Here is a 24,102-nt window from a genome sequence, read left to right on the forward strand (position 1 = left end):
CGGAGGGACGGCCAAGGCCCCGCGACGAGACTTCAGAGTGCCGAACTGAAAGTCGAAGCCTGCGTCGCACGTCCCTCGGAGGAACCGAATACCCGATCGAACTTCCGGGATGCCTCGGCACCTCGCGCGTCGATCTCGACGAGGGGCGTACGGCTCTTCTTCGCAGCAGCGAAGGACAGGGTCGTTGCGTTGATCTTCACGGCCATCCTTGGGGCTTGGTGACGGACAGTCAGTCGATTGCCGCCTGCGACAATGCAGCCCGGCGGGACGACTTTACTCTCATCCGGCACAGGTGCGCACTCGGCGCGACAAAGGTTAATACCCGCGAAATCAAGTCGAATTCATCCGCCGGAGTGATCGGAAGAGAAGCGTTTTCGCGCACAGGAATGCCTGGGTCCGGAAAGGCCGGGAGGCCCCTGGGTCCGACCAGCGCACGAGCCGGGAGGGAGGGGCTGCACGGATCGGTCCTCCACGCAACTGCGTGTACACCCGTGCGGCGCAGGACGGTCCCGCACCGCACGCCCCTCGGAGACGGCCGGCAGAAAGGTCATTCGAGGGGCGCATGGAACCGGGCGCGGGCGTTCCGCACGCAGTCGATGGCCCGTTCGTGACTGTCGCCCACCACGTCGCCGACTCTGAACCGGATGGACAGCTCCTCGACCTCCGTGACGAAGCGCACGGAGAAGGCGCCCACGAGGAGCGTCTCGTAACCGGTGCCTCCGACGAGCGGGAACCCGGCACCGAACTCGACGAACTGGAAGTCCTCCGCCACGACGAACCCGGCCGCGACCAGCCGCGCCATGGCCTCCTCGGCGTTCACCCAGCGCCGCTCCCGCGCATCCTCCTCGCCGGACAGGACCACGAGGTAGTCGCACCGTTCGATCAGCGCCACGTGCGGTCCGCCGTTGAACAGGCCGACCCGCCAAGCGGTGGCGTCGTCCTTGAGGAGACCCTTGGTCCAGACGCAGCGGGACCCGAGATGCGGCCGCGTCGAGCGGGCGTACTGCGCCCTGGCAAGCACCGCGCCGAGAGCGACGGCCAGCAGGCTGCCCAGGACCTCCATGTCGAGCAGATGAAGGCGCCAGGGCCAGGTCTCCCGCGCACCGGCGGACACATTGACCCGCAGCGTCTCCCACACGAGCAGGACGATGAGAGCGCCCAGCAGCACCAGGGGTGTGACGAACAGCAGGGGGCTGCGGCGCACCCTGCGCTGAGCGGCCGCATCCCGAAGGCTCCCTCCAGGCCGTCTCCGACTCATCCGATCCGCCGCCCCATAGTCGTCACGGGACAGCATTGTGCTGCAACTCCCTTGTTTTGCATATCAGTTCAGTGGTTCGAACGTGAGTGGACCTCATGCGGCCCACGGTCCCCAGTGGGAGCCGAGCGGCTGGAAGACGCCGTTGCAGGGCCACCGGAAGGCCCCCTACTCTCGTGGACCCGGTCGCACGCGCACGACGCACCGGACCGGAACGCGACGGGCGTGCGGCCGGTCGCCGGCGAGGAACCCTGCCGGGAGAGGGACCGACGACCCACACACTGCAGGCGGGGGCAGCAAGATGGCGATTCCCGGACCGCTCCGGTCCATGGTGTTCCGTACCGACGACCTGCCCGAACTCTTCCACCGCACCGACGCCGTCGCCGTCGCCCGGCAGCGGGAGGCCATCCGTACGACCCGCTTCCAGCTCGTGCTCCTCGTCCTCGGGGCGATACCCGCCGCACTGCCGTGGAGCGTGGAGGTCGGGGACTCGCTGCAACTCCTGGATCTGCTCGGGGCGCTGGCCTACGCGGGCGTTCTGGTCGCGACCCTCTTCGCCTCACAGCGCAAAGCGAAGTCGCACTGGCAACTCAACCGCTCAGCGGCGGAGTTCATCAAGTCGAACTGCTGGCGCTACGCGGTGCACGGCTCCCCGTACGACACCACCACGCAGCATCCCGAGGCGGTGTTCGCCAACAGGCTGGAGGAGGGGCTCCAGGAGTTGCGGAAGGCCGGCTGGGACGATCCCCGCGACGGCCTGGACGGGCCGGACGGGGGCATCATCACCGAGTCCATGCGGGAGTTGCGGGACAAGGCGTTCACCGTGCGCAAGGAGACGTACGTACGGGACCGGCTCATCGAGCAGCGCCGCTGGTACCGGAGGCGGCAGCTGGCCTCCCGGCGGAGTGCGCTGGTCTGGTCGAGCACGGTCGCGGCGCTGACGGCGCCGGCGCTGGCCCTCTGCCTCGCGCAGACCTTCGGGACGGGCCGGTCCTTCGGGCTGACCGGAGTGCTGTCGGCCGCCGCCGCGGCGTGCCTGGCCTGGAACGAGATGCGCCGCCACCACCCGTTGGTCTCGGCGCACTCGGTGGTCGAGAAGGACCTGGAGTCGATGCAGGCGGCGATGGAGACCTCGCTCACCGAACGGCAGTGGCCGGCGGCGGTCTTCGAGACCGAGCGGATCGTCTCCCCCGAGCACACGGACTGGCTGGCCCGGCACCGTATGTGACAGTTCGTCAGTCACGTCCGCACGGGGTCAGTCGCGGCGTACGCCGTCGCGCCAGATCACGGTGACCGGGCGGCCCAGGGCGCGTGCGTAGGTGACGATGTCGCCGGTGCCGCCCAGGCCCCGGGCCGGGAGGCCGTCCCAGACGGCCACGAGCCGGTCGCAGTGGTCGGCGATCCAGGTGCCCGCCGCGTAGTACGCCTCGTCCGTGGAGTGCCGGAAGTCGAGCCGCACCTCCCGCCCGGCGAGGGACTTGAGGGCGAGATAGTCCTTGAGTTCGGCCTCTTCGTCGAAGCACTCGTCGTAGTCGTCGCTGGGGATCACCGCCGTCAGCCGTGCGCCGCGCGCGAGGGCCAGCCGGGCGAAGAGCTGGTCCGCCCCCACGGCGAGGCTGGAGAGCGCCTCCAGCGGGTCCCCGGCCTCGTACAGCGCCGCGCGCAGGCCCTCGCACACATGGGTGTAGGCCTCCGGGGGGATGGAACGGTGTCCGGTCACTCCGATGCGATGCACGGGCCTGGAACCCCCTGGGTGTCTGCGGGGACCGGAGGACGTGCCTCCGCACGGACATGGCGTCCGCCCCCGTCGCTCCTCTGCGTCCGACCGCAGGGGCCATCATCGCGCAGGGCGGGGGGCGCGCGGGAGCCCCCGTCCGGAGCGAACGGGGGCTCGACGAGGCTCGCGGAACCACGGGACCGAGCCGCGGGCCGGGTCCGTGGGGCCGCCGGGACCCACGGGGCGGTTGGACGCCCGTGGGCTCCGGCGGACCGCGGGGTCAGGGGCCGGGGATCAGAAGACGCTGACTCCGTACGCGCTCAGCGCTTCGGTGACGGGCTGGAAGAAGGTCGTGCCGCCCGAGGTGCAGTCGCCGCTGCCGCCCGAGGTGAGACCGATCGCCAGGGTCCCGGAGTAGAGCGGGCCGCCGGAGTCGCCGGGCTCGGCGCACACGTTGGTGCGGATCAGGCCGGAGACGACCTCCCCGTTGCCGTAGTTGACGGTGGCGTTGAGGCCGGTCACCGTACCGCTGTGGATGCCGGTGGTGGAGCCGCGGCGGGTCACGGACTGGCCGACGGTGGCGTTGGCCGCACCGGTGATGTCCACGCTGCCGACGGTGCCGCTCTTGGTGACGCTGCTGTTGGTGTAGGTCACCAGGCCGTAGTCGTTGCCCGGGAAGCTGGATCCCGAGGTGGTGCCGAGCGTGGTGGTGTGTGCCGAGTTGGACCACCAGGTGCCCGCGCCGTCGGTGCAGTGACCGGCGGTCAGGAAGTAGTAGGTGCTCCCGCTGCGGACGTTGAAGCCGAGCGAGCAGCGCCAGCTGCTCGCGTAGATCGCGTCGCCGCCCGAGATCAGCTTGCTGAAGGTGCCGGCCGTGCGCTCGATGCGCAGGGCGCCCGCCTCGTCGCCCGCGCTCTCCTTGATCTTCGCGATCTCGGCCTGGGTGACCGTGCTGTCCACGGTGACGACGAGGTGCTTGGTGGCGGGGTCGACGCTCCAGGCGGTGCCCGGGACGTCGGCGGTGAGCACGGCGTCGCTCGCGGCGGTGAGCTGGGCGGTGCTGAACGTTCCGGCCGACTCGGCGTTGGCCGCGGGGACGGCGAGCGCCGCTACGGCGACCAGACCGGCCGCGACGGCGACGGCCCTGCCGCGTCTGGCGGTGGTGCTGCGGGGGGTGGTGCGCTTGATCCTCACTTCGCGTTCCTCCAAAGGGGAATCAGGGATCCGTCCGTGGGGTGGCGGACCCGTGAGGCGCAGTCGGGCGTCGGCCTTCCGGCATGCGTTCGCTATGCGGATGCCGTGTTCCTGACAAGCGCTGATGGGGAGTATTTGGGACCGGCCGCGCGTGGCGCAAGGGCGCCTTTCGGCCGACCCGGGCCGTACGGGACACGGGAACGCCCCGGCCCCGGCGGCGTGGGCGCTGCCGGGGCCGGGGCGGATGCGCCGGTTCAGCCGTCGAGCCGCTTCCGCTCCCCCGCCGGGACGGCGAACGGGAGGGTGTTGCCCTGCGGCGGGAAGGGGCAGATGAAGTGGTCGGCGAAGGCGCACGGGGGCAGCAGCGCCCGGTTGAAGTCCACCGTCACCGAGCCGTCCGCGGCGGGGGCGGCGGGCCGCAGGAAGCGGAACCGGAAGCTGCTGTCACCGCTGGTCGCGTCGGCGAAGACGATCCACAGCGAGCCGTCCGGCTCGACCGCGGCCTGGAGGGTGTGCTCGGTTCCCTCCACGACGAACGTCGCCTCGCCCGCGAGTTGGAGACCGCGCTCGACGCCGTCGGCGTTCTTCACCCGGACGGTGCGGTCCTCGTACCGGCGGAAGGTGCCGGCCAGGCTCCAGCGCGCGTCGTACGGCGTCGCCTCGATCGACCTGAACGCGTGCCGGTTCGGCGCCGCCGGGTCGAAGTCCCGCACCGCCCACAGCCCCTCGCGGCGGAGTACGACGAACCGCCGTTCACCGAGGGCCACGCGGGCGTCGTCGGCCGGCCCGCTGTCGGGACGGAGGCGTACTTCCCCGGTGAGCGGCTTGCCGTCGACGGTGAGGCCGTCCTCGGCCCCGGCGCTGAGCACCACGTCGTCGCCGTCCTCGCGCCACTCTCCCGGGACGGCCGGAATTCGCCCTTCCGGGTAGTCGGCGAACCAGTGCGTACCGGCCAGTGCCAGCGGTCCGTAGGGCGCCGCCGCCGCGGCGACGCGACCCTCGTGCCAGCTCTGCCACTCCTGCGTTGCGTTCGTACTCATGTGCTCAACCTTTCCATACGGGTTCGGCCAGCCCGAGGTGTGCCCGCAGGGTGGAACCGGTGTACTCGGACCGGAACGCCCCGCGTTCCTGGAGGAGGGGGACGACCCGGTCGACGAAGTCGTCGAGGCCGCCGGGCGTGAGGTGCGGGACGAGGATGAAGCCGTCCGCCGCGCGCTGGTCGACGAAGTCGGTCATTTCGGCGGCGACGGTCTCCGGGCTGCCGACGAAGGACTGCCGGGTGGTGGTCTCGAGCACGGTCTCCCGGATCGACAGCCCCTTCTCCTCCGACAGGGCCCGCCACCGCGCGGCCACGGCGAACGGGTCGGCGATCCTGACCCGCCCCTGTGCGAACTCGGAGTCCGGCTCCGGGTCGAACGCGGGGAACGGCCCGTCGGGATCGTACGAGGACAGGTCGCGGCCCCAGACCTGTTCGAGGGCGAGGATCGCGTTCTGCGGGGAGACCTGGAGGCGGCGGATCCCGGCGGCGTACTCCTGGGCCTCCTCGTCGGTGTCGGCGACCACGGCCCGGACCCCGGGCATGATCTTCAGGTCCTCGGGGCCCCGGCCGTACGCCGCCAGCCGCCCTTTGACGTCCGCGTAGAAGGTGCGTCCGGCCTCCAGGGTGCCGTGCCGGGTGAAGATCACGTCGGCGGCGGAGGCCGCGAACTCGCGGCCCTCGTCCGAGTCCCCGGCCTGGATGACGACCGGATGCCCCTGCGGGGACCGGGGGAGGGTGAACTCGCCGGAGATGTCGAAGTGCTGCCCCCGGTGCGCGAACGGCCGGGGCGTCCCGTCCGGCGTCCAGGAGTCCCAGAGCTCGCGTGCGGTGGCGACGAACTCGGCGGCCCGGGTGTAGCGGTCGGCCCGGTCGAGGAAACCGCCCCGGCGGAAGTTCTCGCCGGTGAAGGCGTCCGAGGAGGTGACCACGTTCCACGCCGCGCGACCGCCGCTGAGGTGGTCGAGGGTGGCGAACCGGCGGGCCAGCTCGTACGGCTCGTTGAAGGTCGCGTTGACCGTGGCGGCGAGCCCGAGCCGGTCGGTGACGGCGGCCAGCGCGTTGAGCACGGTGAGGGACTCCGGCCGACCGACGACGTCGAGGTCGTGGACACGCCCGTCGTACTCGCGCAGCCGGAGCCCTTCCGCGAGGAAGAAGAAGTCGAACTTGCCGCGCTCGGCGGTCCGCGCCAGGTGTTCGAAGGAGGCGAAGTCGATCTGGCTGCCGGACCGGGGGTCCGACCAGACCGTGGTGCTGTTGACACCCGGGAAGTGGGCGGCCAGATGCATCTGCCGGTGCTCGGTCATCGCTGCTCCCCCGCCGTCCGGGCGAGCGCGTAGCGGCTGGCGGGGCGGGCGAGGCCGAGGTGCTCGCGGAGGGTGTGGCCGGGGTGGAAGGTGCGGAAGAGGCTGCGGTGCTGGAGGAGGGCCACGGTGCCGTTGACGATCCTTTCGAGGTCGCGGGCCGGGGTGATGGGGGTGAGGTGGAACCCGTCCGCAGCGCCCGCCCGGTACCACTGGGAGATGAGCTCGGCGAGGTCCACCGGCCCGCCCCGGAAGTAGGTGCCGTGGCCGGCCAGCGGCGGCCCGCTCGCCAGCCCGGGCTCGGGGGCGGTCTCCGCGTCGCCGAGGTCGACCGCGAGCGCGACCAGCACCCGCAGCTCGCGCGCGGAGCGCCCGTGCGCGGCGGCGAGCCGGTGGACGTCCGCACGGGCGGCGGCGGCCTGTCCGGGCGAGGTGGCCCGGATGTGCACCACGTCCGCGTGGCGGGCCGCGACCGCGCGGGCGGCGGCGGTGGTGCCGTCGATCACCGTGACGGGCCGGCCCTGCGGGGGCCTCGGCACGATGGCGGGGCCCCGGACGGAGAAGGCGTCGCCCTCGAAGTCGATGTGGTGCACCTTGTCCCGGTCGATGAACCGGCCGGTGGCGGTGTCCCTGATCTCGGCGTCGTCCTCCCAGCTGTCCCAGAGCCTGGCGCCCGCGTCGGCGGCCTCGCCCGCCTCGGGCCACAGGGCCTCGGCGGGCTCGGCGGCGCGGCGGCCGAAGAGCCGGGCCACGGCCTCGGTGGTCGAGACGTCGGCCGTCCAGCCGGCCCGGCCCCGGCTCACCCAGTCCAAAGTGGCGACGGCGGACGAGACGTGGAAGGGCTCGGTGTGCGTGGTGTCGACGGTCGGCACGAGCCCGATCCGGTCGGTGGCGGGCGCGATCCGGGCGAGTACGGAGAGCGCGTCGGGCCCGGGCCGGGCGAAGGAGTCGCCGAGGGTCACGTAGTCGAGGGCGCCGCCCTCGGCGAGCCGCGCCAGGCCGAGGTAGTGGTCCGGCTCGTATCGGGGCGGGCCACCGATCTCGGCGGCCAGGTGGAGGGGTCTGCCGGTGGTCATGCGGGCCTTCCGGGATCAATGGGGGGGTGTTGGGCGGGCGGACGGTCGGAGGGCCCGGGACGGGGCCTTGTTCAGGGGCTCTCGTTCACAGGACCTTGGAGAGGAAGGCGCGGGTGCGTTCCTGGGCGGGGTGGTCGAGCACCTCGGTGGGCGGGCCCTGCTCGACGATGCGCCCCTCGTCCATGAAGACGACGGTGTCGGCCACCTCGCGGGCGAAGCCGATCTCGTGGGTGACCACGATCATGGTGGTGCCCTGATCGGCCAAGTCCTTGATCACGTCGAGGACTTCGCCGACGAGTTCGGGGTCGAGCGCGGAGGTCGGCTCGTCGAAGAGGAGCAGCTTCGGCTCCAGCGCGAGGGCGCGCGCGATGGCGACCCGCTGCTGCTGTCCGCCGGAGAGCTGCCGCGGGTACGCCTGCGCCTTGTCGGCCAGGCCCACCCGCTCCAGCAGGCTCTCGGCCGCGGCGACCGCCTCGTCCCGGGGGCGGCGCAGCGCGGAGACGGGCGCCTCGATGATGTTCTCCACCACCGTGAGGTGCGGGAAGAGGTGGAAGCTCTGGAAGACGAAGCCGATCCGGGTGCGCCGGCGCAGCACCTCGCGCTCGCGCAGTTCGTACAGCTTGTCGCCGTCCCTGCGGTAGCCGATGAGCTCGCCGTCCACGGTGATCCAGCCCTGGTCGGCCTTCTCCAGGTGGTTGATGGTGCGCAGCAGGGTGGACTTGCCCGAGCCGGAGGGGCCGAGGACGACGGTCACCTCGCCGGGCCGGACGGTGAGGTCGATGCCGCGCAGCACGTCGGTCGAGCCGAAGCTCTTGTGCAGGGAGCGGATCTCGACCATGGGTGGCGTTTCGGTGGTGGTGAGCGACATGGCATTTCCTTGGACGCGGTTCGGGGCGGCTGACGCGGTTCGGGCGGCGCACGCGGTGGGGGACGCGTGCGGCCCGGGCGGGTCAGCTCGCGAGTACGGGGCGTTCGGAGAGGGCGCGCAGGAAGGCGAGTGCGGTACGGGCGGTGGCGTCGTTCTGGCCGAACGCGGGGCCTCCGGTGCGCGGCCGGGTGAAGGCGCCCGACGCGCGGGCCGTGGTGAAGGGGCCCAGGGCGAAGCGGCGGGGGTGGGGGGTGCCGTCGCGGTCCTGTATGCGGCCGTCCTGCGGGGTGACCTGGAGGAGGCCGTTGTCGGTGACGGCTGCCCCGTCCTCGTACAGTCCGCGCAGGAGCGGGCTGCTGGTGTGCCGGAGGGAGGGGGACGGGAGGCGCGCCTCGACGAGCGCCCGGGCCTCGGTGTGCGCGCCGGGAACGGTGGGGCTGCCGGCCCGGAAGACGCCGTGTTCCTCGTCGGTCTCGACGGTCATGTCGGCGCCGAGGAAGCGCACGACCCCCGCGCGGGAGAGCGCGAGCAGCTGTTCGAGCCGGGGGCCGGGCGGGCCGGAGGCGAGGTAGCTGAAGAACCCGTGCCAGCTGTCGCCGGTGTCCCCGAGGGCGACCAGCTGTACGTACGCGGAGAGGAGTCCGAAGAAGACGGCCAGATCCGAGGACCGGGACGCGTCGTGACGCCGGGTCAGGTCCGCGGTGATGTAGTCGCGCAGGGCCTCCTGGAGGGCATCCTGGTCGGGGAGGGTGAGCCCCTTCAGAGGCCGGTCGAGCAGGTCCAGGTCGAGCCGGTCGGCGGGGTCGGGGACGGACCGGGCGACGAGCTCGGCGCGTTCGGGGCCGTCCGGCCCGGCGGCCTCGTAACTCCGCTGGAACTCGTCCCAGGAGGTGGTGGTGCGCTCGGGGTGCGCGGTGAAGAGCCGGTGGTAGTGGGCGTGGGCGAGTTCGCTCGCGATGAGCGGCCAGACGTCGCGCCGGAAGTCCAACGGGCCCGGGGCCGCGAGGAGTTCCTTGATGCGTTCGGGTCCGAGGTGGTGCGGGAGCGGCGGGCGCTCACCCTCCCAGCCGTAGCCGATCTTCGAGTGGTACGGGACGCCGCGCCGGGACCCGACGTACAGGACGGGTTCCCGCCCGGAGGGGTGGTAGACGCCGTCCTCGTGCCGGCCGCCCCGGCCTTCGGTGAGGAGCACCATCAGGTCCACGAAGGCCAGCCCGAAGCCCCGGACGATGACGGGCTCGCCCGCGCGGAGCGCGCCGAGGTCGGTGTCGGCGGTGAAGTCCGGCGGCAGGTGGACGAGTTCGTGGCGGAGCGCGAAGGCCGACAACTCCTTCTGCTCGTCATCCAGTTCGGCGTCCAGGTGGCCGACCGTGAGGACGACGAGGTCGGCCACGAGGGGTTCGGTGCGACCCTCCAGCCAGACCCGCTGCCGGCCGTCGCGCGGGCCGGTGACGCGCAGCGCGCGGGTGGGGTGCTCGTGCACGGTGACCCCGGCGGGCAGGGCGGCGGCGGACTCCTCGTAGAACCAGCGCAGATAGGTGCTCTGGAGCCGGCGGGTGGGGAAGTCCTGACCGGCCAGGGCGTGGATCTCCGCGAGGACGGCGGGTTCGGCGTCGATGGTGATGCGGCCCGCTCTGACCTCCTCGGCCCAGGCGTCCAGGGCGGGTCCCGGGCGGACCGGGCCTTCCTGGCGCACCGTGTCGTCGGTGAAGACGGTGACGTCCTCGGCCATGGAGTTCATCCAGAGCAGCGGGGACTGGTCGTGGCGCCAGATGCGGCCGCCGCCGGCCGGGTGGGGGTCCACGAGGTGGATGTCCAGCGGCCGGCCCGCGTACAGCTCGGCGGCGTTGGCCGCGATGCGCTCGATCAGTCCGGTGCCGCGGGGTCCGGCGCCGATGACGACGAGGGTGGGTGCGGGGGTCATCGGGCGTCCGCCGTTCCGCGTGCGTAGTAGCGCTCGACGTAGTGCTGGCCGACGCTGAGGAGGGAGGTGATGACGACGTACCAGATGGTGGCGACCAGCAGCAACGGGATGATCTCGTAGGTGCGGTGGTACACGAGCTGGACGGAGTAGAGCAGGTCCTGCACGGCGATGATGCTGACGATCGAGGTGCCCTTGAGGGTGCCGATCAGCATGTTGCCGGCGGGCGGCACGATGGACCGCATCGCCTGGGGCAGCACGATTCGCCGGAACCGGCGCCAGGGCCCGAGGCCGAGCGACTGCGCGGCCTCCAGCTGCCCGCGTTCCACGGAGAGGATGCCGCCGCGCACCACCTCGGCGGCGTACGCGGCTTCGTGCAGGGTGAGCCCGACGACGGCGACGGTGACCGGGCCCAGGAGGTTCACGGTGTTGACGCCGAGGATCGTGGGGTAGAGGGCGCCGATGTTGAACCAGAACAGCAGCTGGACCAGGATCGGGGTGGAACGGAAGAGCCAGACGTATCCCCAACTGGTCGCCCGGAGAACGCGGTTGCCCGAGAGGCGCATCACCGCGAGCAGGGTGCCCAGGCCGAAGCCGAGCACCATGACGACGGCCGTCAGCCAGAGGGTGAGGCCGAGCCCGCGCAGCACGGAGTCGGTGGTGAAGTACTGCGCGACGACGTCCCATTGGAACGCCTTGTTGCGCACGACGGAGACGAGCGCGAGGCCTAGGAGGACGAGGACGACGGCGGCGGCCACCCACTGGCCCGTGCGGCGCACCGGGACGATGCGGGGTACGACGTCCTTGACGGCGCCCTCGGGGACGGGTGGGTCCGCCGCGGACGTGGTGTCGGAGGAGGAGGGTGCGGGCGTGAGGGATTCTGTCTGCGCGGACATGCTGGGGCTCCGTGGATGCGGGATCGAACACGGGGCGCGGCTTCACAGCGGGCACGAGGCGGACCAGGCCCCTCAGCACTGGTCCGCCTATGAGATAAGCGGCGCAGGCGCCCCCCTGTCAAGCCTGTCCACACTGTGAGCCTCGTACGGGCGGCAGTTGACGCACCACCGAATGCCTGTTCCACTGGGCGCATGTATTCGCAGCAGTGGCTGGTCACCCGCTCCCACATCGACTTCGGTCGTGTGTGGTCCTGTTCCTGTTGAGCTGACCCCCTGCTCCTCTCCGCACGCTCGCGCCCTCGCGCGTCTTCGAGCGTTCCTCCCCGCGTGACTTCACCCGCACGACAGCACCCTCCCCTCCCCTCGCACCACTGAACGGCTTCCGCTCCGCCTCGCGCTGCCCCCGGGCCGTGCCGGCGGGGCCGGTCGGCACACCCCGGCACTCCTTCACATCCGGCACATCCGGCACTCCCGGCACCTCCCCGCACCTCCCGGCACATCCGGCGCGCCCGGCACGTTCCGGCACGCCCCCGACGAATCTGGAGCAGCTCCGCCATGCCCCGCACCCGCCACACCGTCGCCTTCGCCCTGATCACCGCCGCCACCCTCGCCCTCGCCGGGTGCGGGACGGGCGAGCCCACCACGGCGAAGGCGGCCGACGCGCCCGCCCAGGACACCCCCAAGAACGACGTGGTGTCCTCCGTGAAGAAGGACGACGCCGCTGCGACCCTGCTGCCCGCGGACGTCCGCTCGGCGGGCACGCTGAGAATCGCCAGTACCGCGGGATCCCCACCGAGTTCGTTCTACGAGGCGGACGGCAAGACGCTCTCCGGCGCGGACGTCGACTTCTCCGACGCGGTGGCCCGCAAGCTCGGCCTGAAACTCCACCGCGAGATCGCCTCCTTCGAGGCGATCCTGCCGGCGCTCGGCAGCGGCAAGTACGACCTGGGCACCGGGAACTTCGGCGTTACGGAGGAGCGGCGCAAGACGATCGACTTCGTCACCTACATCAACGACGGCCAGGGCTTCGCCGTACGGAACGACAGCAAGCTGAAGGCGGTCACCGACCTCACCCAGCTCTGCGGCCTGAAGGTCGCCACGGGGGCGGGGACCACCTTCGAGGTGACGCTGGAGAAGAACAAGGGCCTGTGCGACGCGGCGGGCAAGAAGCCCTACACCGTGCAGACCTTCGCCGACCAGACGTCCATCTGGATCGGCCTCCAGCAGGGCCGGATCGACGTGGTGATGTCGACCATCAACGGGCTGCGCTACGCGGTGACCCAGCAGAAGGACGTCCGCTTCCTCAACGAGTTCAAGCGGCTCGACGTCGGCTTCGCCTTCAAGAAGGGCACCCCGCTGGCCCCGGCCTTCCAGGCGGCGGTGAACAGCCTCAAGGAGGACGGCACCTACGACCGCATCCTGAAGAAGTGGGGTACCTCCGACTCGGCGATCGAGACCTCGCAGATCTCGCCTCCCGAGATCAAGTGAGGCCACGGATCCGGTGAGTCCGCGGACCGAACCAGTCCGCGGACCGAACCAGTCCGCGGACCGAACCAGTCCGCGGACCGAACGAATCCGCGCGGGCGGCTCCGGGGCCTTACCGGCGCCGCCCGCCGGGCAGTTCAGCAATCGCAACCGCAGTCGCAACAGCCGCACCCGTCGCCGCAGCCGGAGCAGTTGGAGCAGCAGTCACAGCACTCGCAGCAGTCGCCGCAGTCCGCCTGGCTGCAGACACCCTCGCGCCGCTCGCGCGACCAGGGGCCGTCGTAGGTGCCGCAGCACATCTGGCAGGTGCAGGCGAGTCCGGCCCAGACCAGGCAGCCGGCGATGAGCCCGCGCCGGTCGCGGGGCGGTCGCGGGGGTTCGGGCGGCGGTGCCGCGGGACCGCCGGGTGCGTGCGGACCACCGGGTGCGTACGGGTTGCCGGGAGGCGGCCCGTACGCACCCCGGTGCGCACAGGAGTCGGTGGCGAAGGCCCGGTCCACCGCGCGGCGCAGTTCGTGCACCAGCAGGACGTGCACCAGCTTGCCGTCGCCGAACTCCGCGTCGGCCAGCGCGAGACGCACCCCGCGCACCGCGTCGTCGCAGAGCCGCCGGGCCTCGGTGAGCGGGGTTCCGGTGGCGGTGAGCGGGTTCCACGCCCCCGCCTCGACATCCGCCCGCTGGTCCTCCACGGCGTCCAGGAGGTGGGCCAGCCGCCCGAAGAGCCGTCCCGCCTCGGCGAGCGGGGCCGCGTTGCCCGGCCGTCCGGCGAGGACGGCGGTGTGCGCGAAGGCGGCGGCGGTGGCCGTCTCGGTGGGTTCGGTGACGACGAGCAGCGGGGTGCCCGTCACGGCCAGCGCCTCGATCCCGGCCTGCCGGTCCACCGCGTCCAGCAGGACCGCGGTGTCGAAGCCGAGGGCCGCGCCGCTCCGGGCCCCGGCCCGGTCCCAGCCGGCCGCCACCCGGCGGGCGGCCGCGGCGACCGGACGGTGCGCCAGCAGGCCGTCCCGGTCGGCGACATGGTCGCGCACCTTCGCGGAGGCGAGCACGAGGGAGACGGCGGCGGCGAGCTTCGCCCCCTCGCCCATGGCCACGGGTGCGGTCCGCATGGCGCGCAGCGGGCACGGACCGGCGGTGCGCCGTCCGGCCGGGACCGGTCCGGCCTGAGCCTCCGTCAGAACCGAGACGATCAGGCCGTCATAGTTCGTCACGATCCGGGCGAACTGTCCGTGGTCGGCGCGGAGGGCGAGGCAGAGCCCGCAGAGATGGGCCATCCACTCGGCTCTGAGCCCTTCGCTCAGCCGGTGCGTACAGGGCCTGACGATTCCGAACACGAGCGTTCCCCCCGAGAACCTGAACGACGGGCCCGCGACGCCTCGCACACCCACGCGTCGGTCATCGTACCGATCGGGTCGTTCACTCGTACGCCCTCTACCTCACCCGTACGGTCGCGAGCATCCTATTTTCTTCCTACAAGCCCCCTTATTCGGTCGTAACCCTGACGAACCGCCACATGTTCTGCATCAGTAGCGTCACGAATCGCCTGCGCGCCGACTATCCACTTGGCGCGCTATCCGCATGATGGACGACCATAGGGATACGAAAGACATGCGGAACATCAGAGAACCGCGGTGAGAGGAGGCGTCCATGGGATCGGTACGCAAGGCGAGCGCCTGGCTGGGCCTCGTGGAGGACAACGACGAGCGCTACTACGACGACGAGTACTCCGAAGGCGCCGAAACGGGTACGCACGGCCAGGCATGGGTGACCGACCCCCGGGTCCAGGTCGCCTCCGAGGCGGCCGAGGAGCGGGAGCGCCGCATCGCCACGGTGACCCCGGACAGCTTCCGGGACGCGCGCACCATCGGCGAGCTGTTCCGGGACGGCGTCCCGGTCATCCTGAACCTCACGGCCATGGACCCCGCCGACGCCAAGCGCGTGGTGGACTTCGCCGCCGGGCTGATCTTCGGTCTGCGCGGTTCGATCGACCGGGTCGCCACCCGGGTCTTCCTGCTGACCCCTGCCCACACCCACGTGGTCAGCGGCGAAGCCTCCGGCCGGCAGGCCGGCGGCTTCTTCAACCAGAGCTGAGCAGGGTGCTCGCCAACACGCCCCGGACTCCGGCCCGCCGTCCCGCTCGGCCGGGCGGCCCTACCGGAAGGCGTCCAGGCCGGTGAGCGCCTTGCCCAGCACCAGCTGGTGCATTTCGACGGTGCCCTCGTACGTGAGCACCGACTCCAGGTTCGTCGCATGCCGCATCACCGGGTACTCCAGCGAGATCCCGTTGGCACCGAGGACGGTGCGTGAGGTGCGGCAGATCTCGATCGCTTCCCGCACGTTGCTGAGTTTCCCGAAACTGACCTGTTCCGGGCGGAGCGAGCCCGCGTCCATCCGGCGGCCCAGATGGTGGGCGAGCAGGATGCCCTTGTGGAGCTCCACCGCCATGTCCGCGAGCTTGGCCTGGGTGAGCTGGAAGCCCCCGATGGGCCGGCCGAACTGTTCCCGGGTCCGCGCGTAGTCGACGGCAGCCTCGAAGCTCGACCGCGCGGCGCCCATGGCACCCCAGACGATCCCGTACCGCGCGTGGTTCAGACAGCTGAGCGGGCCGCGCAGCCCCGTCACGCCCGGCAGCACCGCCCCGGCGGGCAGCCGTACCCCGTCGAGCACCAGCTCGCTGGTGACGGAGGCACGGAGCGACCACTTGTGTCCGATCTCCGGCGCGGAGAAGCCGGGGCTGTCCGTGGGCACGACGAATCCCCGGACGCCCCGCCCCGCGTCGCCCTCGTCGGTCTGCGCCCAGACGACGGCGACCCCGGCGACCGAGCCGTTGGTGATCCACATCTTGCGGCCGGTGAGGATCCAGTCGTCCCCGTCGCGCTTCGCGTGCGTCCGCATCCCGGCGGGGTCCGAGCCGTGGTCGGGCTCGGTCAGCCCGAAGCAGCCGATGACCTCGCCCGCCGCCATGGCGGGCAGCCACCGCTCCTTCTGCTCCTCGGAGCCGTAGCGGTGGATCGCGTACATGGCGAGCGAGCCCTGTACGGAGACGAGGGAGCGGATCCCCGAGTCGGCGGCTTCCAGCTCCAGGCAGGCGAGGCCGTACTGGACGGCCGAGGCGCCGGCGCAGCCGTACCCCTTCAGGGACATCCCCAGCGCGCCGAGCGAACCGAGCTCGCGGGCCAGCTCGCGGACGACGGGCAGCTCGCCCTTCTCGTACCACTCCGCGATGTGCGGCAGCACCCGGTCGGCCGCCCAGGCGCGGACGGCGGCGCGGATCGCAAGGTCCTCCGGGTCGAGGAGGTCGTCGATGCCGATCGGGTCGCCCGGGTCGAAGGGGGGCGGCTTCGGCCGGTCGTGCTCGGTGCTCTGCATGGTGCCTCCGGCGGCTCGCGCGGTGTCCGGGGCCGTGCTGCCGCAGCTCTGTGCGGCAGTCGCGGACCCCGAAAAACTAGCGGTGGTAGTCAGGCTTCGCGGCCGACGCTACGGCTCAGCGGGACGCGCGTCCAGAGCCGGTCGCCTCGGCCGTTCCGCGTCGCGCCGGAGGCACCTCGCGGCCGGCCGGGAGGCCGCCCCGCTCCCGGTGGTCCGGCGTGCGGGGACCGGCGATCCGGGGCTCCGCGCCCGTACGGCGAGGTTCCGCGGCGCACTCCGCCGCGCACTCCATGGAGCGCGGCAGCCGCAGCGCGGCCAGCGCGCCGAGCAGCAGCAGGCCGGCGCTGACCAGCAGGGTGAGGTGGAGACCATGGACGAACGCGTGCCGCGCGGTGGAGCGCACCAGCCCTCCGGCCGGGCCGCCGAGCCGGTCCGCCACCTGGTAGGCCTCGCCGAGGGAGTGCGAGGCGGCGCTGCCCGCGGCGGCCGGTACGCCCTCCTTGTGCAGGGCGGCGAGGCCGGGGGCGTAGGCGGCGTTCATGACACTGCCCAGCAGCGCGATCCCGAGCCCCGCGCCGAGCTGGTACGAGGTCTCCCCGATCGCCGCCGCACCGCCCGCACGGTCGGCGGGAGCGTCGTTGAGCATCGACTCGTAGGCGCCGAAGAGGGTGGTCTGGAGCCCGAAGCCCAGCAGGACGAAGCCGGCCGTCATCAGGGCGGGGCGGTCGTGACCACCCATCGGCGTCAGCAGCAGCACCGACGCCGCCGTCAGCACGAAGCCGAGCCCGACCATCCTGCGGGGGCCGAGGCGGCGCAGCGTGTACGTGCCGGTGGCCCCGGCGGCCATGGCCGCGAAGGTCAGCGGAAGCAGCCGCAGGCCGGTGCGGAGCGGGCTGAGGTCCAGGACGAGCTGGAGGTACTGGACGGCGATGAGTTCGAGGCCGACCAGGGCCAGCATGGCGAGGACGATGCAGCCGACCGCCGTGGCGAAGGCGGGCCGGGCGAACATGCCGATGTCGATCAGCGGGTGCGTGCGCCGCCGCTGCCGTCGGACGAACAGGACGAGGAAGAGCACCCCGGCCACCAGCGGGACGAGCGAGGCCGGATCGAGGACGCCCTCCCCCGCGCCCATCCGCTTGACGCCCAGGACGGCGCCGAGCACCCCGACGGCGGCCATCAGCGCGCCGAGCACGTCCCACGGGCCTTCGCCGGAGCCGCGCGACTCCGGCAGCAGCCGGCGCCCGACCGGGAGCACCAGCGCCATCAGCGGGACGTTGATCAGGAAGACCGAGCCCCACCAGTAGTGCTCGACGAGGAATCCGCCGATGACCGGGCCGGTGGCCGCGCCCACGGCGGCGACCGCCGTCCAGACCCCGATGGCGACGGCCCGCTCCCGGCGGTCGGGGAAGACCTGGCGCAGGATCGACAGGGTGGCCGGCATGATCATCGCGCCGCCGACCCCGAGCAGGGCGCGGGCGGCGACGAGTATCCCGGGGCTGCCCGCGAAGGCGGCGAGCGCGGATGCCGCGCCGAAGAGGGCGTAGCCGCAGAGCAGCACCCGCCGTCTGCCGACCCGGTCCCCGAGGGTGCCGAAGAGGATCAGCAGCGAGGCGCAGACCAGCGGGTAGGCGTCCACGATCCACAGCAGGGCCACCGGGCCGGGCCGCAGGTCCTCGGTGACCGCGGGCACGGCGACGTGCAGCACGGTCGAGTCGAGCGCGACCAGCAGCAGGCTGAGGCAGAGGACGACGAGCACGACCCAGCGGTTCCTGCCGCCGTCGCCCGGAGTCGTACCGCCGTCGCCCGGGGTCGTACGGGAGGCGGGGCTCTTGCCGGTGGCCGGGCGCGGGGCGCTCGGGGCCGTGTTCCTCCCGGACATCTGCGTACCTCCCATGTGTCCCTCGCGCTCGGCGGACCGGAGCGGCAATGGTGCGCGGCGCCCCCGGGGCCCGGCATCGACGGGCGAGTGAGCCGTCAGCGTACGCGAGTGCACCGCTGTCACACGTGGCCCAGCTCATACCCTCCGTCACAGGCGTTGTGGCGTGCGCCACATCCGCAGCCGTCCGGCGCCCGCTCCCCCGCGCCCCGCCCCGGGAAGGGCACGGCCGCCTTCCCGGGGCGGGGCGGGAAGCCGCGGAAAGGGCGGGAAATACCGGCGGCGACTTCTTCCGCGGAATGGAGCGACCGTCACCGCGGCCTTGACGGAACTACCCGGAAGGAGGAGAAGACCCGATCCTGTTGTTTTTCCTCCGGGGCCGGAAAACGGCACGTCCGGCGACCTGGGTCACATCACATCGTCATCACAAACCCGTGGGATCGACCGGGTCACACACTCACTCGCTGTAACGTCGATTGGGTGCGTACCGACATCTTTGCCCGGCTGGACCGGGAGCCGGAACCGCCGAAGATAGAGATCCCGCGGATGAGCCGTCACCGTGTGGCCCTCTTCGGCGGGACGTTGGCGTTCTATCTCGTCATCGTCTACCTGGTCCTGGTCTCGTCCTGGCTGGTGGCTCTGGACTGGAAGGTCATGCTCTTCCGGCCGTACCAGCAGTGGCCGTCGCTGCACGCCTTCCTCGACTACTACGTCGTGCTCGGGCAGCGGGGACCGACCGCGGTGATGATCGCGAGCTGGCTCGGCTGGCGTTCCTGGCGGCAGCACACCTTGCGCCCGCTGCTCACGCTGGGCGCCGCGCTGTTGCTCCTCAACGTGTCCGTGGGCGGCGTCAAGATCTTCCTCGGGCGGCTCGGTCCGCACTACGCGACCCAGATCGGATCGGCCGAGCTCTTCGCCGGCGGCGATATATTTCCGTCCGGACACACCGCGAACGCCGTCGTGACCTGGGGAATCCTCGCCTATCTGGCCACCACCCCGAAGGCCAGGCGCTATCTGTCGGCCATTTCGGCGACGGTGTCGCTGGGCGTGGGGCTCACCACCGTGTACATCGGCACGCACTGGCTCAGCGACGTCCTGCTGGGCTGGGCGGCGGGGCTCCTGGTCCTCCTGGCCCTGCCCTGGGTGGAGCCGCTCATCACCCAGACCGAGCAGCTGATCCTGGCCGCGCGCGAGCGCTGGCGGCAGCGGCAGAGCCGCGGGGCGGGCATCTCCGTCCCGGTCGCCACGGGCGGGCACCGTCCCGTGCTTCCGGTGGGTGCGGACGATCCCGACGAGGCCGTGGCGGCGGGCGCCGACGGCGTTCCGGGGCTCATGCCCGCCGGCGCGGCCGCCCGTACCCGTCCGGCCCCGCACCCGGTACGTACGGAGCGCGCCCCGGGAGCACCGGCCGGTTCCCGGCGGCCGTCGCAGCCGGACCGGCCGCCCCGGTCCACCGCGGCCCCGGCCCGCCCGATGGGCGGCTGACCGCACCCCGCACCCGGGCACGGCGAAGGCCCCGGCTCCGGCCGGGGCCTTCGCCGTGCCCGGGACCCGCCTCAGGGCCGGGCAGCGGCGGCGGAGTCAGCCGATCCAGCAGCGGGTCACGGTGGAGTCCTCGACCTGGAAGTTGATGCGCCCGGTGCGGAACTCCATGGTCAGGATCGTGCCCGGCGGGACGGCCCGGACGGTGGTCCAGCCGCGCGCCACGGCCCTTCGCTCGGCGGTCGTGGTGTCCAGGCCGACGTACGGGCCGGGCGGGTCGTCCGGCTGGGCGGGCGGGGTCGGTAGGGATGTCATACGTTCCACCGTAGAGCGTGCGGGGCACCTCGGGGCAGGCTCCGGCCATGCCGGAAGCCGTACGGTCGCCCGCTCGGGAGCCTCCTCCGGGTGCGGCATCGGTCACACTTGTGTCACAAGATCCACATCAGTATTCGACTCGAACAATTGGCTCGAACGTGTGGCCCGGTGTGGCGCGAAAGGTAATGTGAACGGCCTTGCGTCGCGCGTTTCGGTGACGGCGGGAAATTAAGCCGAGGACCCGGCGGAGGGTCCGGTCCACGGCCTTCTGCGGAATATCCGTACAGAGGACGGCACCGCCCGGAATTCATCTGTTCTTATGCCGGTCCTCCCCTTCCTCACCTCTCCCTCACATCCGCACGGCGCGTCCACTATGCGGAATGTCCAGACCTGTGCAAGGCCGAGGTCAGCAGGTCACGGGCGGCCAGGATGCGCGCGGTCAGCTCCGGGGGCTCCACGACCGCGAACTCGAACCCCGTCATCAGCACGTGGACGACGAGCACGTCCAGGCTGGCCGCTCCCGAGGTGAACAGGCAGCTGCCGGCGTCGAGAGGCTCCAGCACGCCCGCCGACGGGCTGATCCGGGAGGCCGCCTCCTCGGCCGGGACCATCAGCCGGACCACTCCCCTGACCGGGTAGACGGTGGTCGAGACGCCCCGCGACACGTAGGCGGCCAGGTCCTCGGCCGGGGGCGGTCGGGGCGTGAAGCGGGAGCCGTGCGGCGGCGTCGGCGTGATCCGGTCGGCGCGGAATGTGCGCCAGCCCTCCCGGTCCACGTCCCAGGCGACCAGGTACCAGCGGCGCTCCGCGCACACCAGCCGGTGCGGTTCCGCGTGCCTGCGCGACTCGGCCCCGCCGTGGTCCCGGTAGGAGAACCGGAGCCGCCGGCAGTCCCGGCAGGCGCCCGCGAGCTCGGTCAGCAGCCCGGGGTCGACCGTGCTCCCCTCCGGCCCCGGCCCGCGGGTCATGGGCACCGTGAAGGCGCTCAGCGCGCCCACCCGGCGGCTCAGCCGGTCCGGCAGCACCTGCTCGACCTTGGCGAGCGCGCGGACCGAGGTCTCGCCGATGCCCTCGACCCCGTTGCCGGCGGCGGTGCGCAGCCCGACCACCACCGCGACGGCCTCGTCGTCGTCGAGCAGCAGCGGCGGCAGCGCCGCCCCGGCACCGAGCTGGTAGCCGCCGCCCGTACCGGGGCTGGCGTGAACGGGGTAGCCGAGCTCGCGCAGCTTGTCGACGTCGCGCCGCACGGTGCGCGGGGTGACGCCGAGGCGTTCGGCCAGCTGTTGTCCGCTCCAGTCGCGGTGGGCCTGGAGGAGCGAGAGCAGGCGCAGCAGTCGTGCCGAGGTCTCCAACATGCCCGGGAGTCTGCCAGCCCTCGCGGACACCTCCTGTCCGCGTCGCCGCGTCCTCGTACGGGGCGTGTGCGGGGCGCGGGGCCCGTACGGCCACCTGCCACGGGCGGCCCGGGCCGTCCGGACCACCTGACGGACCGGTGGGGCGGACCCGCCGTCGAAAATCGTACGGATGCTGCCCCCGATGCTGTACGCGGCGGGTACGCGCGCGAGGGCCCGATGCCGGTACCGGCGGCCCCGGTACGCGCCCTCGTACGCCCTCCGGCCCCCTGCGGCAGCGGGCCGACCGGGCACGGAGCCCGTGACTCCGCCCCTCGTACGGCGAACCCGGCCGGGGGTCCGGGCACCCGTCGCGCCCGGGGGTACGCCGTTTCGGTGCGGCTCCGGGCGTGACCCGGGCGGCGGATCGTCCGTTGTTCTTGCATGAGCCGGGACCCGCCCGGCCACGCACCGACTCCTAGGAGCGCCCCGTGCCCCGCATGCTCGACGTCAGCGAGGACGTACGCGCCGAAATCGGCGACGCCGAAGCAGACCGGCTGCTCGTCGGCGACAACGCCCCGGGCAGCTACGACTGCACCTCCTGCCGCACCCCCGGCAACTCGGAGCAGGAGCGCACCAGCACCGTGCTGTTCGTGGGGGACGAGACGGCCGTCCTGGCCTTCGCCCACGCCTCCTGCATCCCGTCCCAGGTCGTGCGCGTCGCCGAGGACCAGCTCCAGGGCGCGGTGCGCAGTATCACCGGCAGCGAACCGCAGAACCCGGAGGGTCTCATGCCCGAACAGGCCGTCCTCGGCATCACCAGCGGACTCGTCCTCATCGAGGACGATCTCCGCCCGGCTCTGGTGGTCGAGCCGACCGGCCCGATCGCCCGGCCCGGCACCGACGGCAGAGGGGGCGACGAGTTCCTCCAGCTGCTCCTGGAGCAGGGCTTCCGGCACGCCCACGACCTCGACCGGCTGCCCGGACCGCTGCCCGGCTGGTCGGTGCTGCTGGCCATGGGCCAGCTCCACGCCGTGCTGCAGCCGGGCACCGGTGGCGGCTCCCCCGTCGCCTGGTGGCAGGCGCACCAGCCGCTCCAGGTCACCGACGGATGGCGGGCGGCGGCCAACAAGTCGCAGCAGATCCTGGTCTTCGCCGCCCCGGCCGGATCGATCGGCCAGCAGCCCCGCGAGGACCTGCTGAGGGACGCGCTGGACAAGGCGGCGGTCAACGGTCTGCTCGTCGCGGCCTCGATGCCGCTGGCCGGGACCTGATCGTGTCCACGCCTCCCGCCGGTCTCCGTCGCGTGGCGATTTCTCCTCCGGGGCCGCATCCGACGGACGCCGGGGTCGTTGGCCCTTATGTGCACTCATACGACCCACCCCGCCAGCATCTGAGCCCGATTCCCGGCATGCGCCCGTCCAGGGACTTCCCGGGGGGCTCCTCGCCCACCCCGATCTACGACGCGCTGTACTCCGAATATCTGCGGTCGTTCCGGGCGCTTCCGGGTGACCGCAGCGGCGAGGAGAGTCTGGGTTTCCTGGGCTTCGGCGGTCCGGGCAGGCTCGCCGCCCGCCCGGGGAGCTTCGGGCACGCCGCTGCCGCCGCGCAGCAGGGGCGTACGGCCGCCCAGAGCGGCGGCGCGGGCGCGGGCGGCGCCTGGCAGCGGGTGGGCCGGCACGCCGGACGTCCGCAGCCGGCGGCGCTGCCCCCTGGCTCCCGGGAGCCCTGAGGCGGACCGCCGTGGCCCGTCGCTCGCGGAGGTCCCGCGAACGGCCCGCGCCAGGTCCCGTACACGTGACGGAGCCCCGGCCGCTTCCCTCCCGGTGAGGCGGGTTCTATTGATCCCCGCAACACCCTGGAGTTCAGGGAGTTGCGGGGATCGTGGATTTCGAGGTGCTGAGGACGAGGTTCTTCGAGGCGTTGGTCAGGACGGACGGCAGTATCACTGCTGCGGCCCGTGCGGTCGGAGTGAACCGCAACACGGCGAACGGGTGGGCGCGGCAGGCCGGAGTCCGTGGTCGCGGAAAGCCTCGCAGGCCCGGGCACCCGGGTCGGGCGGAGTACGAGCGGCTGCGGGCGGCGGGAGTCCGGCGCCGTGAGGCCGCCGCGCGGGCCGGCGTCCATGAGCGCACCGCCGAGGACTGGGACCGCGGTATCCGGCGGATCGGCCACTCGCGCCTGCACCCCGACGGGCGCCGCATCGACTACAAGACCGGTGTGACCACCCCCACCGGCGCTACCGCTTCGGAGTCCTCCTCCCTCGCAGCGGTCGAGGCCGAGCCGCACCCCAGGTTCCTCACGGTGACCGAGCGGGAGCTGATCGCCGACATGCGCCGTGGAGGCCACTCGCCGCGCGCGATCGGACGGGCACTGGGCCGGTCGGCCTCCACGGTCAAGCGCGAGATCGACGGCCGGTCGGTCGATGGCCTCGTCGACGAGATGGTGATGATCTCCGAACGGCCACCGGAGGTGGAAGACCGGGCGATTCCCGGGCACTGGGAAGGCGACCTGATCGTCGGCACTCGCAGCGAGAGCGCGATCGTGACCCTGGTCGAGCGCTCCACCCGCTACGTCCTGCTCGGGCACCTGCACGGCGGGCACACCGCCGAGGAGGTCCGCGACGTGCTGGTGCCCTTGATCCAGACCCTGCCTGCCCACCTGCGCGGCTCGCTGACCTGGGACCAGGGCTGCGAGATGGCCGCACACAAGCAGTTCACCATGGCCACCGGGGTGCCGGTCTACTTCTGCGACCCGCACTCGCCCTGGCAGCGCGGATCGAACGAGAACACCAACGGCCTGCTGCGGCAGTACTTCCCCAGAGGCACCGACCTGTCCGTGCACAGCCCCGAAGACCTCGAACACGTCGCCCGGAAACTCAACCGCCGCCCACGCGAAACGCTCGGCTGGAAAACACCAGCCGAGCGCCTGCGTGATCTGCTGACAGCCGCGTAAGCCATCAGGTGTTGCGAGGACCCCC

Annotated in this window: 22 protein-coding genes; 7 read left to right on the top strand and 15 right to left on the bottom strand. The window is 72.3% G+C overall.

The features are described 5' to 3' along the window. Nucleotides 1–32: 32 nt before the first annotated feature. Both ACWCSV_RS27605 and ACWCSV_RS27610 read right to left on the bottom strand, forming a co-directional pair. Nucleotides 33–200, bottom strand: a complete 168-nt coding sequence (locus tag ACWCSV_RS27605) for an FxSxx-COOH cyclophane-containing RiPP peptide (RefSeq protein WP_451014982.1) — start codon at nucleotides 198–200, stop codon at nucleotides 33–35. A 347-nt stretch (nucleotides 201–547) separates the two neighbouring features. Then, nucleotides 548–1,204, bottom strand: a complete 657-nt coding sequence (locus ACWCSV_RS27610; protein ID WP_451146699.1) for a hypothetical protein — start codon at nucleotides 1,202–1,204, stop codon at nucleotides 548–550. 379 nt (nucleotides 1,205–1,583) lie between these two features. Here ACWCSV_RS27610 and ACWCSV_RS27615 point away from each other — a divergent pair, with 379 nt between their 5' ends. Beyond that, nucleotides 1,584–2,483: a DUF4231 domain-containing protein gene (locus ACWCSV_RS27615; RefSeq protein WP_451146782.1), complete on the top strand. Its 900-nt coding sequence runs from the start codon at nucleotides 1,584–1,586 to the stop codon at nucleotides 2,481–2,483. 27 nt (nucleotides 2,484–2,510) lie between these two features. Here the strand turns inward: ACWCSV_RS27615 and ACWCSV_RS27620 are convergent, their stop codons facing one another. From ACWCSV_RS27620 to ACWCSV_RS27655, 8 genes are all read right to left on the bottom strand, one after another. After that, nucleotides 2,511–2,990: a hypothetical protein gene (locus ACWCSV_RS27620; RefSeq protein ID WP_451146700.1), complete on the bottom strand. Its 480-nt coding sequence runs from the start codon at nucleotides 2,988–2,990 to the stop codon at nucleotides 2,511–2,513. 276 nt (nucleotides 2,991–3,266) lie between these two features. Beyond that, nucleotides 3,267–4,166, bottom strand: coding sequence for a S1 family peptidase (locus tag ACWCSV_RS27625; protein WP_451146701.1), 900 nt, complete (start codon nucleotides 4,164–4,166; stop codon nucleotides 3,267–3,269). Nucleotides 4,167–4,420: 254 nt separating this feature from the next. Beyond that, nucleotides 4,421–5,206 (bottom strand): DUF1684 domain-containing protein, encoded by a 786-nt coding sequence (locus ACWCSV_RS27630; protein WP_451146703.1) that lies wholly within the window; start codon nucleotides 5,204–5,206, stop codon nucleotides 4,421–4,423. 4 nt (nucleotides 5,207–5,210) lie between these two features. Next, nucleotides 5,211–6,491, bottom strand: coding sequence for an NtaA/DmoA family FMN-dependent monooxygenase (locus ACWCSV_RS27635; protein WP_451146784.1), 1,281 nt, complete (start codon nucleotides 6,489–6,491; stop codon nucleotides 5,211–5,213). Nucleotides 6,492–6,505: 14 nt separating this feature from the next. Then, nucleotides 6,506–7,582 (bottom strand): LLM class flavin-dependent oxidoreductase, encoded by a 1,077-nt coding sequence (locus ACWCSV_RS27640; protein WP_451146705.1) that lies wholly within the window; start codon nucleotides 7,580–7,582, stop codon nucleotides 6,506–6,508. An 85-nt stretch (nucleotides 7,583–7,667) separates the two neighbouring features. Further along, the gene (locus tag ACWCSV_RS27645) at nucleotides 7,668–8,420 is read right to left on the bottom strand and encodes an amino acid ABC transporter ATP-binding protein (protein WP_451146786.1); all 753 of its coding nucleotides are present in this window, start codon (nucleotides 8,418–8,420) and stop codon (nucleotides 7,668–7,670) included. Between the two features lie 112 nt (nucleotides 8,421–8,532). Then, nucleotides 8,533–10,374 carry an FAD/NAD(P)-binding protein gene (locus ACWCSV_RS27650; protein WP_451146707.1) on the bottom strand — a complete coding sequence of 614 codons (1,842 nt, stop codon included), beginning with the start codon at nucleotides 10,372–10,374 and terminating at the stop codon, nucleotides 8,533–8,535. Further along, a complete protein-coding gene (locus tag ACWCSV_RS27655; RefSeq protein WP_451146709.1) occupies nucleotides 10,371–11,267 on the bottom strand; it encodes an amino acid ABC transporter permease in 897 nt (298 codons plus the stop codon). The genes ACWCSV_RS27650 and ACWCSV_RS27655 overlap by 4 nt, the downstream gene beginning before the upstream one ends. 555 nt (nucleotides 11,268–11,822) lie before the next feature. Between ACWCSV_RS27655 and ACWCSV_RS27660 the strand changes: the two genes are divergently transcribed. Continuing rightward, nucleotides 11,823–12,755, top strand: a complete 933-nt coding sequence (locus ACWCSV_RS27660; protein WP_451146711.1) for an ABC transporter substrate-binding protein — start codon at nucleotides 11,823–11,825, stop codon at nucleotides 12,753–12,755. Between the two features lie 134 nt (nucleotides 12,756–12,889). Here ACWCSV_RS27660 and ACWCSV_RS27665 read toward each other — a convergent pair whose 3' ends face one another. Then, entirely contained in the window at nucleotides 12,890–14,083 is a 1,194-nt protein-coding gene (locus ACWCSV_RS27665; RefSeq protein WP_451146713.1) for a DUF5685 family protein, read from the bottom strand. 313 nt (nucleotides 14,084–14,396) lie between these two features. Between ACWCSV_RS27665 and ACWCSV_RS27670 the strand changes: the two genes are divergently transcribed. Beyond that, nucleotides 14,397–14,840 (top strand): cell division protein SepF, encoded by a 444-nt coding sequence (locus tag ACWCSV_RS27670; RefSeq protein ID WP_451146715.1) that lies wholly within the window; start codon nucleotides 14,397–14,399, stop codon nucleotides 14,838–14,840. Between the two features lie 60 nt (nucleotides 14,841–14,900). Here the strand turns inward: ACWCSV_RS27670 and ACWCSV_RS27675 are convergent, their stop codons facing one another. Then, the gene (locus tag ACWCSV_RS27675; protein ID WP_451146717.1) at nucleotides 14,901–16,118 is read right to left on the bottom strand and encodes an acyl-CoA dehydrogenase family protein; all 1,218 of its coding nucleotides are present in this window, start codon (nucleotides 16,116–16,118) and stop codon (nucleotides 14,901–14,903) included. Nucleotides 16,119–16,233: 115 nt separating this feature from the next. Then, a complete protein-coding gene (locus tag ACWCSV_RS27680; RefSeq protein ID WP_451146719.1) occupies nucleotides 16,234–17,997 on the bottom strand; it encodes an MFS transporter in 1,764 nt (587 codons plus the stop codon). Nucleotides 17,998–18,474: 477 nt separating this feature from the next. On the opposite strand from ACWCSV_RS27680, the gene ACWCSV_RS27685 reads away from it, so the two are divergent. Next, the gene (locus tag ACWCSV_RS27685; RefSeq protein ID WP_451146721.1) at nucleotides 18,475–19,479 is read left to right on the top strand and encodes a phosphatase PAP2 family protein; all 1,005 of its coding nucleotides are present in this window, start codon (nucleotides 18,475–18,477) and stop codon (nucleotides 19,477–19,479) included. A 96-nt stretch (nucleotides 19,480–19,575) separates the two neighbouring features. On the opposite strand, the gene ACWCSV_RS27690 is transcribed toward ACWCSV_RS27685, so the two are convergent. Then, the gene (locus tag ACWCSV_RS27690) at nucleotides 19,576–19,791 is read right to left on the bottom strand and encodes an I78 family peptidase inhibitor (protein ID WP_451146723.1); all 216 of its coding nucleotides are present in this window, start codon (nucleotides 19,789–19,791) and stop codon (nucleotides 19,576–19,578) included. 371 nt (nucleotides 19,792–20,162) lie between these two features. Beyond that, nucleotides 20,163–21,146 (bottom strand): helix-turn-helix transcriptional regulator, encoded by a 984-nt coding sequence (locus ACWCSV_RS27695; protein WP_451146725.1) that lies wholly within the window; start codon nucleotides 21,144–21,146, stop codon nucleotides 20,163–20,165. 467 nt (nucleotides 21,147–21,613) lie between these two features. Here ACWCSV_RS27695 and ACWCSV_RS27700 point away from each other — a divergent pair, with 467 nt between their 5' ends. From ACWCSV_RS27700 to ACWCSV_RS27710, 3 genes are all read left to right on the top strand, one after another. Then, nucleotides 21,614–22,396, top strand: a complete 783-nt coding sequence (locus ACWCSV_RS27700; RefSeq protein ID WP_451146727.1) for a hypothetical protein — start codon at nucleotides 21,614–21,616, stop codon at nucleotides 22,394–22,396. A 137-nt stretch (nucleotides 22,397–22,533) separates the two neighbouring features. Then, on the top strand, nucleotides 22,534–22,854 hold the full coding sequence (locus tag ACWCSV_RS27705) for a hypothetical protein (protein ID WP_451146729.1): 321 nt from the start codon (nucleotides 22,534–22,536) through the stop codon (nucleotides 22,852–22,854). Between the two features lie 341 nt (nucleotides 22,855–23,195). Further along, nucleotides 23,196–24,077, top strand: a complete 882-nt coding sequence (locus ACWCSV_RS27710) for an IS30 family transposase (protein WP_451146788.1) — start codon at nucleotides 23,196–23,198, stop codon at nucleotides 24,075–24,077. The last annotated feature ends 25 nt before the right edge of the window (nucleotides 24,078–24,102 follow it).

Source organism: Streptomyces sp. NPDC001770 (genome assembly GCF_053596135.1).

Bases quoted from the DNA above. Each gene is read 5' to 3' on its own strand.
- ACWCSV_RS27675 (WP_451146717.1), bottom strand. From the start codon at position 16,118: ATGCAGAGCACCGAGCACGACCGGCCGAAGCCGCCCCCCTTCGACCCG.
- ACWCSV_RS27680 (WP_451146719.1), bottom strand. From the start codon at position 17,997: ATGTCCGGGAGGAACACGGCCCCGAGCGCCCCGCGCCCGGCCACCGGC.
- ACWCSV_RS27635 (WP_451146784.1), bottom strand. From the start codon at position 6,491: ATGCATCTGGCCGCCCACTTCCCGGGTGTCAACAGCACCACGGTCTGG.
- ACWCSV_RS27615 (WP_451146782.1), top strand. From the start codon at position 1,584: ATGGTGTTCCGTACCGACGACCTGCCCGAACTCTTCCACCGCACCGAC.
- ACWCSV_RS27640 (WP_451146705.1), bottom strand. From the start codon at position 7,582: ATGACCACCGGCAGACCCCTCCACCTGGCCGCCGAGATCGGTGGCCCG.
- ACWCSV_RS27690 (WP_451146723.1), bottom strand. From the start codon at position 19,791: ATGACATCCCTACCGACCCCGCCCGCCCAGCCGGACGACCCGCCCGGC.
- ACWCSV_RS27630 (WP_451146703.1), bottom strand. From the start codon at position 5,206: ATGAGTACGAACGCAACGCAGGAGTGGCAGAGCTGGCACGAGGGTCGC.
- ACWCSV_RS27660 (WP_451146711.1), top strand. From the start codon at position 11,823: ATGCCCCGCACCCGCCACACCGTCGCCTTCGCCCTGATCACCGCCGCC.
- ACWCSV_RS27705 (WP_451146729.1), top strand. From the start codon at position 22,534: ATGCGCCCGTCCAGGGACTTCCCGGGGGGCTCCTCGCCCACCCCGATC.
- ACWCSV_RS27695 (WP_451146725.1), bottom strand. From the start codon at position 21,146: ATGTTGGAGACCTCGGCACGACTGCTGCGCCTGCTCTCGCTCCTCCAG.
- ACWCSV_RS27670 (WP_451146715.1), top strand. From the start codon at position 14,397: ATGGGATCGGTACGCAAGGCGAGCGCCTGGCTGGGCCTCGTGGAGGAC.
- ACWCSV_RS27655 (WP_451146709.1), bottom strand. From the start codon at position 11,267: ATGTCCGCGCAGACAGAATCCCTCACGCCCGCACCCTCCTCCTCCGAC.
- ACWCSV_RS27650 (WP_451146707.1), bottom strand. From the start codon at position 10,374: ATGACCCCCGCACCCACCCTCGTCGTCATCGGCGCCGGACCCCGCGGC.
- ACWCSV_RS27645 (WP_451146786.1), bottom strand. From the start codon at position 8,420: ATGGTCGAGATCCGCTCCCTGCACAAGAGCTTCGGCTCGACCGACGTG.